This is a genomic window from Demequina litoralis (assembly GCF_030418455.1).
In the GTDB taxonomy this organism is placed as follows: domain Bacteria; phylum Actinomycetota; class Actinomycetes; order Actinomycetales; family Demequinaceae; genus Demequina; species Demequina litoralis.
This window is the reverse complement of sequence record NZ_JAUHPW010000010.1, coordinates 55,994-71,582: the sequence shown is the minus strand read 5'-3', so window position 1 is coordinate 71,582 and position 15,589 is coordinate 55,994. Positions and strand designations below refer to the sequence as shown.

Sequence of the window (15,589 nt, the reverse complement as noted above, 5' to 3'; positions counted from 1 at the left end):
CCCCGCACGCGCACGGACGCGACGACGCCCGGCGCGCGCCCGAGGAGAGACGTCTCGGGGGCGCGCCGGGCGTGGCGGGTCAGATGACGCGGATGAGCTTCTTGTTGACGAACTCGTCCGCCGCGAGCAGACCCATCTCGCGCGAGGTGCCGGATCGCTTCACCCCGCCGAACGGCAGCTCGGGGCTGTCCGCGAGCACGCAGTTGACGTAGACCATGCCGGCCTCGATCGCGTCGGCGACGCGCTCGGCCTGCTCGGGGTCGGTCGTGTAGACGTACGAGCCGAGGCCGTACGCGGTGTCGTTCGCGAGGGCGATGGCCTCCTCCTCGCTCGCCACCTTGTACACGGCGGCCGCCGGGCCGAACAGCTCCTCGCGGTACACGTCCATGTCGGACGTCACGCCGGTGAGGACCGTCGGGTAGTAGAAGGCGCCGTCGCGCTTGCCGCCCGCGTGCAGGATCGCGCCCTGCTCGACGGCGGCGTCGACCTGCGCCTCGAGGCGCTCGGCCGCGGCGAGCGAGGACAGCGGGCCCAGCACGGTGTCCTCGGCGAACGGGTCGCCCACGGTGCACGCGGTCATGGCGGCGGTGAACTTCTCGAGGAACTCGTCGTAGAGCGAGTCGATGACGATGAAGCGCTTGGGGGCGTTGCAGGACTGGCCGGTGTTGTCCATGCGTGCCTCGACGGCGCCCTCGACCACGGCGTCCATGTCGTCCGTCGACAGCACGATGAACGGGTCCGAGCCGCCCAGCTCGAGCGCCACCTTCTTGAGGTGGTAGCCGGCGAGCGAGGCGACGGCGGAGCCGGCACGCTCGGAGCCGGTCACGGAGACGCCGGCGATGCGACGGTCGGCGATCATGTCCGCGGCCTGCTCGTTCGACGCGTACACGTTGACGTAGACGCCCTCGGGGAAGCCCGCGTCGCGGTAGATCTGCTCGATCGCGGCGGCCGACTCGGGGCACTGCGGGGCGTGCTTGAGGACGATGGTGTTGCCCACCACGATGTTCGGGGCGGCGAAGCGGGCCACCTGGTAGTAGGGGAAGTTCCACGGCATGATGCCGAGCAGCGCGCCGAGCGGGCTGCGGCGGATCACCGCGGTGCCCTCGCCGAGGATGTCGATCGGGGTGTCGCCCGTGACCTTCTCCGCATTGTCGGCGTAGAACTCGGTGATGTCGGCGGCGAAGTCGACCTCGCCCAGCGCGGCCTCGAGGGGCTTGCCCATCTCGCGCACGATGATCGCGGCGAGCTCGTCGCGGCGCTCGCGGTGCAGCTCGGCCACGCGGCGCACGAGCGCGGCGCGCTCCTCGACCGTCGAGGTCCGCGACCACCCCCGGTACGCGCCGTCGGCCAGGGCGAGGGCGTCCTGCACCTGGGCGTCGGTCATGGTCGGGTAGTCCGCCAGGCGCTCGCCGGTGGCAGGGTTGACTACTGCGTAGCCGCTCATGTCTCTCCTTCGGTGGGGTGGATGGTCACGCCGCGTTCAGTCGTGCGGGATCAGCGTGTACTTGGTCGACAGGTACTCGTGGATCCCCTCGGCACCGCCCTCGCGGCCGATGCCGGACTGCTTGACGCCGCCGAACGGCGCCGCAGCGTTGGAGACCACGCCGGCGTTGAGCCCCATCATGCCGGTGTCGAGCCGGTCGATGAGGCGCTGACCGCGGGCGAGGTCACGGGTGTAGGCGTACGAGACGAGCCCGTACTCGGTCGAGTTCGCGAGGGCGATGGCCTGGTCCTCGGTCTCGAAGGTCGCGATGGCGAGCACCGGCCCGAAGATCTCCGTCGCGAGGATCTCGGAGCCAGGCTGCACGTCGGTGACGACGGTGGGCTCGACGAACGTGCCGGGGCCGTCGACGGCCGCGCCGCCGGTGGCGATCTGCGCGCCCTTCGCCACCGCATCGTCCACGAGCGCGAGCGAGGTCGCGACGGCGCGGTCGTCGATGAGGGGGCCGATCGCGACGCCGTCCTCGGTGCCGCGGCCCACCTTCATGGCGGACACGCGCGCGGTGATCCGGCGCGCGAACTCGTCCGCGACGGACGCGTGCACGATGAAGCGGTTGGCCGCCGTGCAGGCCTGGCCGATGTTGCGGAACTTCGCCATGAGCGCACCCTCGACGGCCTTGTCGAGGTCCGCGTCATCGAAGACGAGGAACGGCGCGTTGCCGCCCAGCTCCATCGACACGCGCAGCACGCCGTCGGCGGCCTGCTTCATGAGCGTGCGGCCCACCTCGGTGGAGCCGGTGAAGGACAGCTTGCGGAGCCTCGGGTCCGCGAGCAGCGGCTCGGTCACGGCGCGCGAGGACGTGGTGGTGATGACGTTGACCACGCCCGCGGGCACGCCGGCCTCCTCGAGCACGCGCGCGAGCAGCAGCGTGGTGAGCGGGGTGAGGGCCGCGGGCTTGACGACCACGGTGCAGCCGGCCGCGAGCGCGGGCGCGATCTTGCGGGTCGCCATCGCGAGCGGGAAGTTCCACGGCGTGATGAGGTAGCTCGGCCCCACGGGGCGCTGGGAGACGACCATGCGGCCCGTGCCCTCGGGGTTGTCGCCGTAGCGGCCCGTGATGCGCACGGCCTCCTCGGAGAACCAGCGCAGGAACTCGTTGCCGTACGCGACCTCGCCGCGCGCCTCCGCGAGCGGCTTGCCCATCTCGAGCGTCATGAGCAGCGCGAAGTCCTCGGTGCGCTCCCGCACCAGGTCGAAGGCGCGGCGGAGGATGTCGGACCGCTTGCGCGGGGCGGTCGCGGCCCACGCGTCCTGCGCGGCGACGGCCGCGTCCAGGGCGGCACGCGCATCGTCCGGCGTGGCGTCGGCGATGCTCGCGAGCACCTCCCCGGTGGACGGGTCGTGGACGTCGAAGGTGGCGCCGGACGATGCGGCGGTCCACTCGCCGCCGACGTACAGGGAGGCGGGGACGGCCTCGAGGAGCGCCCGCTCGGCCGCGGCGGTCATGCCGCCGCCTCCGCCGCGAGGGCGGCCGCGACGACGTCGAGGCCCTCGTGCAGGAGGGCGTCGCCGATGCTCAGCGGCGGCAGGAAGCGCAGCACGTTGCCGTACGTGCCGCAGGTGAGGACGACCACGCCCTGGGCGATGCAGCGCTTGGCGACGGCGCCGGCGAGCGCCGGCGCGGGTGCGTGGGTCGCAGGGTCGACGAGCTCGATCGCGACCATCGCGCCGAGGCCGCGGACGTCGCCCACGCGGGGATCCTCGGCCTGAAGTGCGCGCATGCGGCCCAGCAGGATCTCGCCCAACTCGGCGGCGCGCTCGACGAGGCCCTCGGTCTCGAAGGCGTCGATGCTCGCGAGCGCGGCGGCGCAGGCGATGGGGTTGCCGCCGTAGGTGCCGCCCAGGCCGCCGACGTGCGCGGCGTCCATGATCTCGGCGCGGCCCGTGACCGCGGCCAGCGGGAGGCCGCCCGCGATGCCCTTGGCCGTGGTGACGAGGTCCGGCACCAGGCCGAAGTGCTCGGACGCGAACATCGCGCCGGTGCGGGCGAAGCCCGACTGCACCTCGTCCGCGATGAGCACGACGCCGTTCGCGGTGCACCACTCCGAGATCGCCGCGAGGAAGCCCTCGGCGGGGACGATGAAGCCGCCCTCGCCCTGGATCGGCTCGATGATGACGGCCGCGAGGTTGTCCGCGCCCACCTGCTTCTCGATCAGCGAGAGCGCCTTGGCCGCGGCCGCGGGGCCGGTGAGCCCGTCGCGGTACGGGTACGACATGGGCGCGCGGTAGACCTCGGAGGCGAAGGGCCCGAAGCCGCTCTTGTAGGGCATCGACTTCGCGGTCAGCGCCATCGTGAGGTTGGTGCGGCCGTGGTACGCGTGGTCGAAGGCCACGACCGCCTGGCGGCCGGTCGCCTTGCGCGCGATCTTCACCGCGTTCTCGACGGCCTCGGCGCCCGAGTTGAACAGCGCGGACTTCTTGGGGAAGTCGCCCGGGGTGAGGCGGTTGAGCGCCTCCGCGACGGCGACGTAGCCCTCGTACGGCGACACCATGAAGCACGTGTGGGTGAACGATGCGGCCTGGCGCTGGACGGCCTCGACCACCTTGGGGTGGGCGTTGCCCACGCTGGTGACGGCGATGCCGGAGCCGAGGTCGATCAGCGAGTTGCCGTCCGCGTCGACGACGACGCCGCCGCCCGCGGCGACCGCGGCGATCGGCGCGGCGTGGCCCACGCCCGCGGCCACGGCAGCGGCCTTGCGGTCGAGGAGCTCCTGCGAGCGCGGTCCGGGGATCGGGGTGACGAGGCGGCGCTCCTGGGCGAGGCCCGGGCCTCCGGCGGCGGCTCCGCCGGTCGCGGCGGGCGCGCCGTCGGCGGCGGTGTCGAGGGTGGTCATGAGCCCGACGCTAGGCCCGCCGCGACGGCGCGGGCACTCGCCGCCGCGTACAACCTCTTGCGGCTCGCTGTCCACGGTGGCAGGCTCTCGCCATGGCCTCTCCCACCATCCGGGCGTTGCTCGACCGCCCCGAGCTCCGGCTGCGCCTCGCGGTCCCCGAGGACGCCGTCGCGCCGGGCGCGCTCGACGCCACGGTGCGCTGGGTGCACAGCTCGGACCTCGCCGACCCGACGCCGTTCCTCGCGGGCGGCATGGTGCTGCTCACCACCGGCACCCAGTTCCGCGACGCGGGCGACGACCCGAAGCCCTACGCCGCCTACGTGCGCCGGCTCGCGCGCTCGGGGATGCTCGGGCTGGGCTTCGGGACCGAGGTGGCGCGCGAGGGCGTCCCGGAGGCGCTCGTCGAGGCGTGCCTCGCGGCGCGCCTGCCGCTGTGGGAGGTGCCGTACGACACCCCGTTCATCGCGCTCGCCCGCGCCAACGCCGAGGCGCTCGCCGCGGTCGCGTACGAGCGGCGCACGTGGGCGCTCGAGGCGCAGCGCGCGGTGGCGGTCGCGGCGCTGAGGCCCGACGGGCTGCGGTCGATGCTCGCCGAGCTCGCGCGGCGCCTGGGCACCTGGGTGGGGCTCGTCGACGCGGCCGCGCTGCTGCACGAGCACCCGGGAGGCGGCGTCGACGCGGCGACCGTGTCCGAGCTCCAGCGGCACGCGGGCGAGCTGCTCGTGCGCGGCGTGCAGGCGACCGCGGGCGTCACGGTCGAGGGCCGCGCCTTCCACCTCCAGACGCTCGGCCAGCGCGGACGGCTGCGCGCGGTGCTGGCGATCGCGGCCGAAGAGCTGGACGAGCAGCACCGCGCCGTGGTCACCACCGTGGTCGCGATGGCGGCGCTCGCGCTCGAGCAGCGCCAGGACCTCGAGCAGGCACGCGACGCTCTCGCCGCGGGAGTGCTCGCCGCGCTCGTGCGCGGCGACGTGGCCTTCGCAGGCGACGTGGCGAGCGCATCGGGAGCACCCCTGCCGCCCTCCCCCGTCGTCGTGGCCGTCGCCGACGAGCGGCTCGCGGCGGTGGGCGGCGTGGGCCGCTGGCTCGACACCCGCGGCGTGCCGGTGCTCCGCGCCGAGCAGGACGGGGACCTCGTGATGATCCTCGAGGAGGCGGAGGCGCCGCTCGTCGACGAGCTGGTGCTGCGCCACGGCGGCGCGGCCGGCCTGTCCGAGCCCGTCGCGCTCGCCGGCGTCGCGGCCGGGCTCGCGCAGGCCCGCACCGCGCGCGAGCGGCGCACGGGCCCGGTCACCCGCTTCGCCGAGCTGCCGGGCGCCGGCGTGCTGGCGCTGCTCGACGGGGCCGAGGCGCGCACCGTCGCGCGCGCCGCGCTCGAGCCCCTCGCGCGGCACGACGCGGAGCACGGGACCGATCTGGTCCCGACGGTCGCGGCGTGGTTCGCGGCGGACTGCGCGCACGATGCGGCCGCCCGAGCCCTGGGCGTGCACCGCCACACCGTGCGGGCGCGGCTCACGGCGGCGCAGGAGCTGCTGGGCCAGGACCTCGCGACCGTGGCCGGGCGCGCCCAGGTGTGGGCGGCGCTGCGCGCGGCGGGGCTGCTCGCCTGAGAGCGGGAGCCCCACCGCGCATCGTCCCGTCGCACGGCTCGGCCGCGCCCGGACACGACTCGGCCGCGCCCTACGAGGTGCTCAGTGCTCGGAATCGGTCGGATCGGGCACTGAGCACCTCCCAGCGCGCAGGGTGGCGCGCAGGGTCGCGACTCAGGCGATGAGCGCGTCGACCTCGCTCAGCGCCTCGTCGATGACCTTGAGCCCGCGGCGCAGCTCGTCCTCGGTGATGACCAGCGGCGGGGCGATGTGCGTGCGGTTGAAGTGGACGAACGGCCACACTCCGGAGTCCTTGCAGGCCTTCGCGAACACGCCCATGGGGGCGGCGTCCTTGCCCGCGGCGTTGAACGGCACGAGCGGCTCGCGCGTCTCCTTGTCGCGGACCAGCTCGATCGCCCAGAACAGGCCGGTACCGCGCACCTCGCCCACGCACGGGTGGGACTCGACCCAGCCCTCGAGGATCGGGCGCACCACGCGCTCGCCCAGGTCCTTGACGCGCTCGAGGATCCCGTCGCGGCGGAACACCTCGAACGTGGCGACGCCGGGCGCGCACGCGAGCGGGTGCCCCGAGTACGTGAGGCCGCCGGGGAACGCGCGCTCGTCGAAGGCCGCCGCGATCTCCTTCGAGATCACCACCCCGCCGAGCGGCACGTAGCCGGAGTTGACGCCCTTCGCGAAGGTGATGAGATCCGGCGTGACGCCGTGGCCCTGCACCGCGAACCACTCGCCGGTGCGGCCGAAGCCCACCATCACCTCGTCGGCGATGTAGACGATGCCGTAGCGGTCGCACAGCTCCCGAACGCCCGCGAGGTAGCCCGGCGGCGGCACGAGCACGCCGTTGGTGCCCACCACCGTCTCGATGACGATCGCGCCGATGGTCGAGGCGCCCTCGAGCACGATGGTCTGCTCGAGGTGCTCGAGCGCGCGCCGCGTCTCCTCCGACTCCGTCTCGGCGTGGAAGGCCGAGCGGTAGAGGTACGGGCCGAAGAAGTGGACCACCGAGCCGTCGGCGGGCTCGTTGGGCCAGCGGCGCGGGTCGCCCGTCAGCGAGATCGCGGTCGTGGTGTTGCCGTGGTAGCTGCGGTACATCGCGAGCACCTTGCGCTTGCCCGTGACGAGGCGGGCCATGCGGACCGCGTTCTCGTTCGCGTCGGCGCCGCCGTTGGTGAAGAACACCTTGGAGAAGGTCTCCCCCGCGACGTCGACGATGCGCCGCGCGAGCTCGCCGCGCACGTCGTTCGCGAAGGAGGGCTGGATGGTCGCGAGGCTGCGGGCCTGCTTCTCGATCGCCTCGACCAGGTCGGGGTGCTGGTGGCCGAGGTTGAGGTTGACCAGCTGCGAGCCGAAGTCGAGGTAGCGGTTGCCCTCGTAGTCCCAGAACTCCGAGCCCGCGCCGCCGGCGACCGGCAGCGGGTCGATGAGCCCCTGCGCGCTCCACGAGTGGAAGACGTGCCCGCGGTCGTCGGCGCGCACGCGCGCCTCGGCACCGGTCATCGCGTCGTTCTCGATCGTCATCGTCCCTCCTAGTGGTTGCTCGGGAAGCCCAGGTCGATCTGCGACTCGCTGGCATCCGGCCAACGGGTCGTCACCACCTTGGACCGCGTGTAGAAGTGGATGGACTCGGGTCCGTAGATGTGCGAGTCGCCGAACAGCGAGCTCTTCCAGCCGCCGAACGAGTACGCGCCGATCGGCACCGGCAGCGGCACGTTGACGCCCACCATCCCCACCTCGATGTCCATCTCGAAGGCGCGCGCGGTGCCGCCGTCGCGGGTGAAGATCGCGGTGCCGTTCGCGAACGCGTTGGCGTTCACCAGCGCGACGGCCTCGTCGTAGGACGATGCGCGGGTCACCGACAGCACGGGGCCGAAGATCTCGTCGTCGTAGACCTTCATGCCGGGGGTGACGTGGTCCACGAGCGACGTGCCGACGAAGAAGCCGTCGCCCTCGAACTCCTGGGCGGCGCCGTCGACCACGACGGTCGCGCCCTCGGCCGCGGCCCCGGTGACGTACGAGGCGACGCGGTCGCGGTGCTCGCGCGTGATGAGCGGGCCCATCTCGGAGGAGGGGTCGGTGCCGTCACCGATGCGGAGGGTCGCCATCCGCTCAGCGACCTTGGCGACCAGCGCATCGGCCGTCTCCTCGCCCACCGGGACCAGGACCGAGATCGCCATGCAGCGCTCGCCGGCCGAGCCGTACGCGGCCGAGACGGCGGCGTCGGCCGCGGCGTCGAGGTCCGCGTCGGGCATGACGATCATGTGGTTCTTCGCGCCGCCGAGGGCCTGGACGCGCTTGCCGTTCGCGGTGCCGCGCTCGTAGATCGCGCGCGCCACCGGGGTAGAGCCGACGAAGGACACGGCGCGCACGTCGGGCGAGTCGAGGATCGTGTCGACCGCGACCTTGTCGCCGTGCACCACGTTGAGGACGCCCGCGGGAAGGCCCGCCTCCTCGAACAGCGCGGCGAGGAACAGCGAGGCCGACGGGTCCTTCTCGGAGGGCTTGAGCACGACGGTGTTGCCGCACGCGATCGCGGAGGCGGCCATCCACAGCGGCACCATCACGGGGAAGTTGAACGGGGTGATGCAGCCCACGACGCCCACCGGCTGCCTGGTCGAGTGCACGTCGACGCCGCGCGCGACCTGCTCGGAGTGCTCGCCTTTGAGGTGGTGGACCAGGCCCGCGGCGAACTCGACGTTCTCGATGCCGCGGCTGATCTCACCCTTCGCGTCCGACAGCACCTTGCCGTGCTCGCGGGTGATGATCGCGGCGAGCTCGTCCTGGCGCTCGACGAGCAGGTGGCGCAGGCGGAAGAACACGTCCGCGCGCCGCACCAGGCCCGTCGCGCGCCAGCCGGGCAGGGCCGCCTTCGCGGCCGCGATCGCCGCCTCGGTCTCCGCGACGGAGGCGTAGGCGACCTCGCCCACGACCTCGCCCGTGGCGGGGTTCCAGACCTGGCCGGTGCGCTCGCCGGCGCCGGTCTCCTTGCCTGCGACGTGGTGACGGATCAGGCTCACGGCTCTCCTCTCGGCACGCGCCGGACACTCTGCCGGACGCGGGGCTGGTGCGTTGAGGTTCAGATTCACACATACGATGAGCCGATGGACCCCTCCGACCGTCGCGATTACTCCGCCAGTCCGACACATCGTCCGACCGGCGCCGCGCTCGCGGCCCTGCCCACGGTCACGGAGCTGCTCGAGGACCCCGCGTTCCGCGCGGGGCTGCCCGAGGTCATCGTCGGCGGGCCCGCGGTCGAGGCGCCGGTGCGCTGGGTCCACACGTCCGAGCGCTCCGACATCGCGCGCATGCTCGAGGGCCGCGAGCTGCTGCTGTCCATGGGCACGGCCTGGCCCGAGGACGATGCGGGGCTCACCCGCTTCGTCGCGAGCCTCGCCGAGGCGGGCATCGCCGCGCTCGTGCTCGAGCTGGGCACCCGCTACGCGGCGCCGCCGGCCGTCGTCGTCGAGGCCGCCCGCCGCCACGGGCTCGCGTTCGTGCTGCTGCACCGCGAGACGCGCTTCGTCACCCTCACCGAGGCCGGCCACCACCGGATCATCGCGGGCCAGATGGCCGCGCTGCGGGCGCGCGACGAGGTGCGCGAGGTGTTCACATCGCTCGCGCTGCGCGGCGCACCCGCCGATCACGTGGTCCGCGAGCTCTCGCGCGCGCTCGGCGCGCCGGTGATCCTCGAGAGCCTCGCGCACGAGGCGCTCATCGCGGAGGTCCCCGTCGGGGCCGAGCAGCAGGTGCTCGACGACTGGGAGCGGCGCTCGCGCGCGGCCCACCGCGAGCCGCGCGACGAGGACGGCTGGCTCGTCGTCCCCGTCGACGCCCGCGGCAAGCGCTGGGGCTCGCTCGTCGCGCTGCCGGGGCCCGCGCACCCGGCCGGACGCGTGAACGTGCTCGGGCAGGGCGCGATCGCGCTCGCGCTCGGCCGGCTCTCGGACGGCGGCCGCGACGAGTGGGCCACGCTCGCGCGACGCCATGTGCTCGACCCGCTGCTGTCGGGACGCTTCGCGACCCCCGAGGCGATGGCGGCGCGGCTCGAGGCCGCGGGCGTGCCCGTGACCGACCGCCTGCTGTACGGCCTGGCGCTGCGCGGCGGCGACCCGTCCGCAGCCGAGGTCGAGGCCTGGGCGCTCGGCATCGGCGGCCGCGCGCGGGCCCTCGCCACGACCGGCCGCACCGGCGGCCCGCTCACCGTGGTGCTGCTGTCGATGCCCGCGCATCGTCCCCTCGACGACGCCGCCATCGCGGCGCTCCAGCGCGCGCTGCGCGACTCCGCGCGCGTCGCGATCACCGTCGGGCACGAGGCCGACGAGGTCGATGCCGCGACGCTCTCGCTGCACGAGGCGATCGACAACGCCGGCGAGACCCCGGGGGGCACCGCGCTGTGGGTGGACCGCCGCCCGCTCGCGCGGCTCCTCAGCGGGCTGCGGGACGACCACCGGCTGCTCGACCACGGTGAACGCGTGCTCTCCCCCATCGTCGAGCACGACCAGCGCACCGGCGGCGACCTGCAGCGCGTGCTGCGCGCGGCGCTGGGCCATCCGGGCAACCGCACCGCGGCGGCGCGCGCGGCTCACCTGTCGCGCTCGGTGTTCTACCAGCGTCTCGAGCTCATCGAGGGGCTGCTCGGGGTGGACCTCGAGGACGGCGAGACGCAGACCGCGCTGCACATCGCGCTGCTCGCGCGGCCGGGCGCCCGCGACTGACGCGTCGCGGGTCTACCCCGCGACGTAGACCTTGCGAATGGTCTCGGTGACGGTCCAGCGGGTGCTCATGCCCTCCGTCAGCCACACGAGCGAGCCCGGCCCGACCTCCGCGGTCGGCAGCGCGGGGTCGAGGTACTCGATGGTCGCGCGGCCGGACAGCACCACGAAGACCTCGTCGGCCTCGATGTCGGTCGCCACGCCCGGGGTCATCTCCCACACGCCGACCTCGACCTCGCCGACCTCGGCGAGCGCCGCCGCGCCGGCGACCGGGGCGCCGTCCTCGACCATGTCGGCGGGCACCGGCTCGGTCTCGAGCGGGAGGGTGTGCAGGTCGACGGGGGTGCCGGGCCGGAGGTTCATGAGTCGAACCCTAGGCCCAGGCGGTCGAGCGTGCGCAGCAGCAGGTTGCGGCGGCCCTCACGGTGGTCGGCACGGTCGAGCGACCAGCGGGTGGCGTTGATGCCGAGGCTCGCGAGCGGCTCCGGCGGGAACGGCAGCGGCCGCTCGCGCACCATCCGCAGGCGCGTGCGCTCCGTCTCGTCGCCCGCCAGCATGTCGAGCATGACGTTGGCACCGAAGCGGGTCGCGCCGACGCCCAGGCCGGTGAAGCCGAGCGAGTACGCGACGTCCCCGTCGCGCGCGGTGCCCCAGAACGCGCAGAACCGGGTGCTGGTGTCGATCGCTCCCGCCCACCGGTGCGTCGCGGTGATCCCGTCGAGCTGCGGGAACGTCGTGAGGAGGTGGCTCGCGAGGCGCTCGTACGACTCGGGCCGGTCCTGGTAGGCGCCCTTGACGCGGCCGCCCGCGTGGTAGATCGCGTCGTAGCCGCCGAACAGCAGCCGGTCGTCCGCGGTGAGCCGGTAGTAGTGGAACTGGTTGCCCAGGTCCGCGACACCCTGCCGTCCCTCCCAGCCGAGCTCCGCGAGCTGCGCCGCGGTGAGCGGTTCCGTCATGAGCGAGTAGTCGTAGACCGGGACCGTCATGAGCCGGTTGCGCTTGAGCAGCGACGGGAAGACGTTGGTCGCGAGCGCCACCTGCCCCGCGCGCACCACGCCGTCACGCGTGCGCACCACCGGGCCGTCCTCGAGCGCGGTCACCGGCGAGCCCTCGAAGATCTGCACGCCGAGCTCCTCGGCGACGCGGGCGAGCTCGCGCGCGAGCTTGGCCGGGTGGACCAGCGCCGTGTCATCGGGGCTCAGCTGTCCGCCCAGGTAGGTGGGCGAGTTCACGAGCGCGCGGGTGGCGTCGGCGTCGAGGAAGCCGTCCTCGGCCTCGAGCCACCCGACCTGGTGCGGCTCGACCGCGACCGCGAGCGCCCCGGTGCGCTGGAAGTCGACGTCCATGGCGTAGCGCGCGACGGTCGCCTCGATCTCGTCGAGGTTCCGCATCCCGAGGCGGTCGAGCTCGTCGATCTCCTCGGGCCAGCGCGACGCGCCGTTCTCGCGGCCGTGCGTCAGGCTGGCCTCGCAGAAGCCGCCGTTGCGGCCCGAGGCCGCCCACCCGACGCGGCGCCCCTCGAGCACCACCACGGACCGCTGCGGGTCGCGCTCCTTGGCCATCACCGCGGTCCACAGGCCGCTGTAGCCGCCGCCGACGATCACCAGGTCGGCCCGGTGGCTGCCCGCCAGCGCGGGGCGCTCGGGGCCGGGCGCATCGTCCGTCCAGAACGGGCTGAGGGACGAGCCCTCGAGCATGGCGGCGATGGACGATGCGGCGGCGGGCTGGCGCTCGAAGACCGTGGTGGCCACGGGTATCACTCCTGACGGTGGTGTGCTTGAGCGGCATCGAACCCCAGGTGCGGCGCGGTGCGCAAGGACCGACGTCCCGGTCGCGGCCCTTCCGGACACGGCGGCCGCGGCGCGGAAGGTGCGCGACGCATCGTCCGGCCGCCGTCATGGATTCGAAACACGCCCTGGGATATCGTCGGTGGTGCACTCCCCGGGTGTGCGACCCCAGCGCCAGGCCGGCGGGCGGTCGCGAAACCACCTCATGAAGATGCCCGTCGCCAGGCCGGTCGGGTGGAGGAGTCATGCCTGTCACGCTCGACCGCGCCCGTATCGCGCAGCTCATCGAGGAGCAGACCGCGCTGCTGAACGAGCGCACCACCACGTCCAAGGCCATGTACGCCCACGCCTCGGAGCACCTCTCCGGCGGCGTCGCGTCCAGCTACCAGGGCCGCGACCCGTGGCCGATCTACATCGAGTCGGGTGCGGGCGACCGCATCACCGACGTGGACGGCAACGAGTTCTACGACTTCCACAACGGCTTCGGCTCGATGGTCCAGGGCCACGCGCACCCCGCGATCGGCGAGGCGCTGGCGAAGCGCTACCCGCTCGGCACGCACTTCGCCGCCGCGACCGAGGACGTCATCGACGTCGCGGACGAGCTCGCGCGCCGCTGGGGCCTTCCGAAGTGGCGCTTCACCAACTCGGGCTCCGAGTCGACGATGGACGCGATCCGCATCGCGCGCGCCTACACCGGCCGCGACACCGTGATGAAGATCTTCGGCTCGTACCACGGCCACCACGACACGGTCATGGTGTCGATCGGCGTCGAGTACGACAAGATCGGCGACCGCGAGAACTACGCGTCGCTGGCCTACGGCGCCGGCATCCCGCAGGCGACCGTCGACATGACCGTCGCCGTGCCGTTCAACGACGCCGGCGCCATGGAGCGCCGCATCGAGCGCCTCGCGGAGGAGGGCCGCCTCCCCGCGTGCGTCATCATGGAGGCCGCCATGATGAACCTCGGCGTGGTGCTGCCCGAGCCGGGCTACCTCGAGGCCGTGCGCGAGATCACGTCCAAGCACGGCATCGTGCTGATCTTCGACGAGGTCAAGACCGGCCTCGCGATCGCTCCGGGCGGCGCGACCGAGAAGTTCGGCGTGACGCCGGACCTGGTGACGCTGGCCAAGGTGCTGGGCGGCGGCCTGCCGTCGGGCGCGATCGGCGGCTCCGAGGAGGTCATGTCGGTCGTCGAGAGCGGCAAGGTCTACCAGGTGGGCACCTACAACGGGAACCCGCTGTCGATGGCGGCCGCGAAGGCGTCGCTGCTCGAGGTGCTCACGCCCGAGTCCTACGTGCGCCTCGGCGAGCTCAACGACCGCATCGTGGCCGGCTGCCAGGCCGTGATCGAGAAGTACGACCTCCCCGGCTACGCGGTCGGCATCGGCTCGAAGGGCTGCGTGACGTTCTCGACCGAGAAGATCACGGACTACGAGGGCTTCAAGAACGCGCAGGACGCCGAGCTGTGCGACCTCGCGTGGCTGTGGAACATGAACCACGGCATCTTCATGACGCCGGGCCGCGAGGAGGAGTGGACGCTCTCGGTGGTCCACTCGGACGCCGCGATCGACGCGTACGTCGACACGTTCGACAAGCTCGCGGCGGCGTTGACCGCCTAGTCCTCCTGGTGTGAGGAACGGAGGCCGGGGCCCTGCGGGGTCCCGGCCTCCTGCATGCCCACGCCTGCGCCGCGGCCGCGTGCGGCGCCCGTCACGACGCGATCGAGAGGACCTTGAGGTTGACGAACTCGTGCGCGCCGACGATGCCGCCGATCCGGCCCGACCCCGAGTCCTTGATCCCGCCGAACGGGACGCCAGGGCCGCCTCCCAGGTCCGCGTTGATCGCGACCATGCCCGACTCGAGCAGATCCGCGACCCGCTCGCCCTGAGCGAGGTCGGTGGTGAAGACGCGCGCCCCGAGCCCGTACGGGGTGTCGTTGGCCACCGCGATCGCCGCCGCCTCGTCGGCGACCCGATGCACCACCGCGACCGGCCCGAAGAGCTCCTCCTCGTAGGCGGCTGTGCCCGGCGCGACGTCGACGAGCACGGTCGGCTCGTAGAAGGTCCCCTGCCGACCGCCCCCGCACACCACCCGCGCGCCCTGCTCGACCGCGCGGTCGACCTGCGCCTGCAGCCGCTCGGCCGCGACCAGCGAGGACAGCCCGCACACCTCGACGCCCTCCGCGTCAGGCGGTCCCGTGACGCAGCCGCGCATCCTGCTCACGAGCGCCGCGAGGAACTCCTCGTACAGGTCGTCCATCACGATGAACCTCTTGGCCGCGCAGCACACCTGGCCGGAGTTGAAGTTCCGCATCCAGAAGGCCCCCTCGATGAGCCCGTCCATGTCGTCGGTCGACAGCAGGACGAACGGGTCCGAGCCGCCCAGCTCCAGGGACACGCGGGTGAGATGGCGGCCGGCGGTCTCCGCGACGGACATGCCGGCGCGCCGCGATCCGGTGATCGACACCCCGACCACCCGCCTGTCCGCGATCACGGCCGGGATCTGGTCGACCTCCGCGTACAGCGTGGTGCAGGCGCCGTCCGGAAGGCCGGCCTCGCGGAGGATCCGCTCGACGGCGGCTGCCGACTCGGGACATTGGGGCGCGGGCTTGACCATGACCGTGTTGCCGACGGCCAGGTTCGGGGCGACGATGCGCACCACATTCATGATCGGGAAGTTCCACGGGATGATCGCCAGGACCGCACCGAGCGGCGCGGGCCTGAGCACCTGGCGGACCCCGGGATCCGAGTGCAGCGGGATGTCGGCGGTGAGCATCTCGACGTTCTCGGCCGCCCACGCGAAGTGGTCGACGGCCCAGTCGACCTCCCAGCCCGCCTCGGCGCGGCTCTTGCCCATCTCACGGACGATGATGTCGGCGAGCTCGTCGCGATGCTCGCGCATCAGCTGCGCCGCCCGGGCGAGCGGCACCGCCCGTTCACCCGGCGACGCGCCGCGCGACCAGGAGCGGAACGCGTGGTCCGCTGCGTCGACCACCGCGGCGACCTCGGCCGCCGTCATTGTCGGATACTCCGCCAGCCTGACCCCGGCGACCGGGTCCACCACTGTGAAGGCCATCGTCGGCTCCCCCCGTCGGGCGCAGCCCCGTCACGGCCGCGCGCGATCGTCCCACCCTAGGCACGCCTTCCCCACG

General features: G+C 73.3%; 11 protein-coding genes. 3 read left to right on the top strand and 8 right to left on the bottom strand.

Annotated features, from left to right (window positions below; all coding sequences use genetic code 11):
- Positions 1–79: 79 nt before the first annotated feature.
- From QQX09_RS12320 to gabT, 3 genes are read right to left on the bottom strand one after another with little or no spacing between them, the layout of a single operon-like run.
- Positions 80–1,444 (bottom strand): NAD-dependent succinate-semialdehyde dehydrogenase, encoded by a 1,365-nt coding sequence (locus tag QQX09_RS12320; RefSeq protein WP_301135178.1) that lies wholly within the window; start codon positions 1,442–1,444, stop codon positions 80–82.
- Between the two features lie 36 nt (positions 1,445–1,480).
- Entirely contained in the window at positions 1,481–2,947 is a 1,467-nt protein-coding gene (locus QQX09_RS12315; RefSeq protein WP_301135176.1) for an NAD-dependent succinate-semialdehyde dehydrogenase, read from the bottom strand.
- On the bottom strand, positions 2,944–4,335 hold the full coding sequence (gabT, locus tag QQX09_RS12310; protein ID WP_301135174.1) for a 4-aminobutyrate--2-oxoglutarate transaminase: 1,392 nt from the start codon (positions 4,333–4,335) through the stop codon (positions 2,944–2,946). Before gabT ends, QQX09_RS12315 begins: the two co-directional genes overlap by 4 nt.
- A 92-nt stretch (positions 4,336–4,427) precedes the next feature.
- On the opposite strand from gabT, the gene QQX09_RS12305 reads away from it, so the two are divergent.
- Positions 4,428–5,945 carry a PucR family transcriptional regulator gene (locus QQX09_RS12305; RefSeq protein ID WP_301135172.1) on the top strand — a complete coding sequence of 506 codons (1,518 nt, stop codon included), beginning with the start codon at positions 4,428–4,430 and terminating at the stop codon, positions 5,943–5,945.
- Positions 5,946–6,098: 153 nt separating this feature from the next.
- On the opposite strand, the gene QQX09_RS12300 is transcribed toward QQX09_RS12305, so the two are convergent.
- Both QQX09_RS12300 and QQX09_RS12295 read right to left on the bottom strand, forming a co-directional pair.
- Positions 6,099–7,460, bottom strand: coding sequence for an aspartate aminotransferase family protein (locus QQX09_RS12300; protein WP_301135170.1), 1,362 nt, complete (start codon positions 7,458–7,460; stop codon positions 6,099–6,101).
- Positions 7,461–7,468: 8 nt separating this feature from the next.
- Positions 7,469–8,956 (bottom strand): CoA-acylating methylmalonate-semialdehyde dehydrogenase, encoded by a 1,488-nt coding sequence (locus QQX09_RS12295; RefSeq protein ID WP_301135168.1) that lies wholly within the window; start codon positions 8,954–8,956, stop codon positions 7,469–7,471.
- An 84-nt stretch (positions 8,957–9,040) separates the two neighbouring features.
- Between QQX09_RS12295 and QQX09_RS12290 the strand changes: the two genes are divergently transcribed.
- Complete coding sequence (locus tag QQX09_RS12290) at positions 9,041–10,654, top strand: PucR family transcriptional regulator (RefSeq protein ID WP_301135166.1); 1,614 nt, start codon at positions 9,041–9,043, stop codon at positions 10,652–10,654.
- A gap of 12 nt (positions 10,655–10,666) precedes the next feature.
- Here the strand turns inward: QQX09_RS12290 and QQX09_RS12285 are convergent, their stop codons facing one another.
- The gene (locus tag QQX09_RS12285) at positions 10,667–11,014 is read right to left on the bottom strand and encodes a cupin domain-containing protein (RefSeq protein ID WP_301135164.1); all 348 of its coding nucleotides are present in this window, start codon (positions 11,012–11,014) and stop codon (positions 10,667–10,669) included.
- Positions 11,011–12,402: an NAD(P)/FAD-dependent oxidoreductase gene (locus QQX09_RS12280; protein ID WP_301135162.1), complete on the bottom strand. Its 1,392-nt coding sequence runs from the start codon at positions 12,400–12,402 to the stop codon at positions 11,011–11,013. Before QQX09_RS12280 ends, QQX09_RS12285 begins: the two co-directional genes overlap by 4 nt.
- Before the next feature lie 281 nt (positions 12,403–12,683).
- Between QQX09_RS12280 and QQX09_RS12275 the strand changes: the two genes are divergently transcribed.
- The gene (locus QQX09_RS12275; protein ID WP_301135161.1) at positions 12,684–14,057 is read left to right on the top strand and encodes an aspartate aminotransferase family protein; all 1,374 of its coding nucleotides are present in this window, start codon (positions 12,684–12,686) and stop codon (positions 14,055–14,057) included.
- A 91-nt stretch (positions 14,058–14,148) separates the two neighbouring features.
- Here QQX09_RS12275 and QQX09_RS12270 read toward each other — a convergent pair whose 3' ends face one another.
- Positions 14,149–15,513 carry an aldehyde dehydrogenase family protein gene (locus QQX09_RS12270; protein WP_301135159.1) on the bottom strand — a complete coding sequence of 455 codons (1,365 nt, stop codon included), beginning with the start codon at positions 15,511–15,513 and terminating at the stop codon, positions 14,149–14,151.
- Between the last annotated feature and the right edge of the window lie 76 nt (positions 15,514–15,589).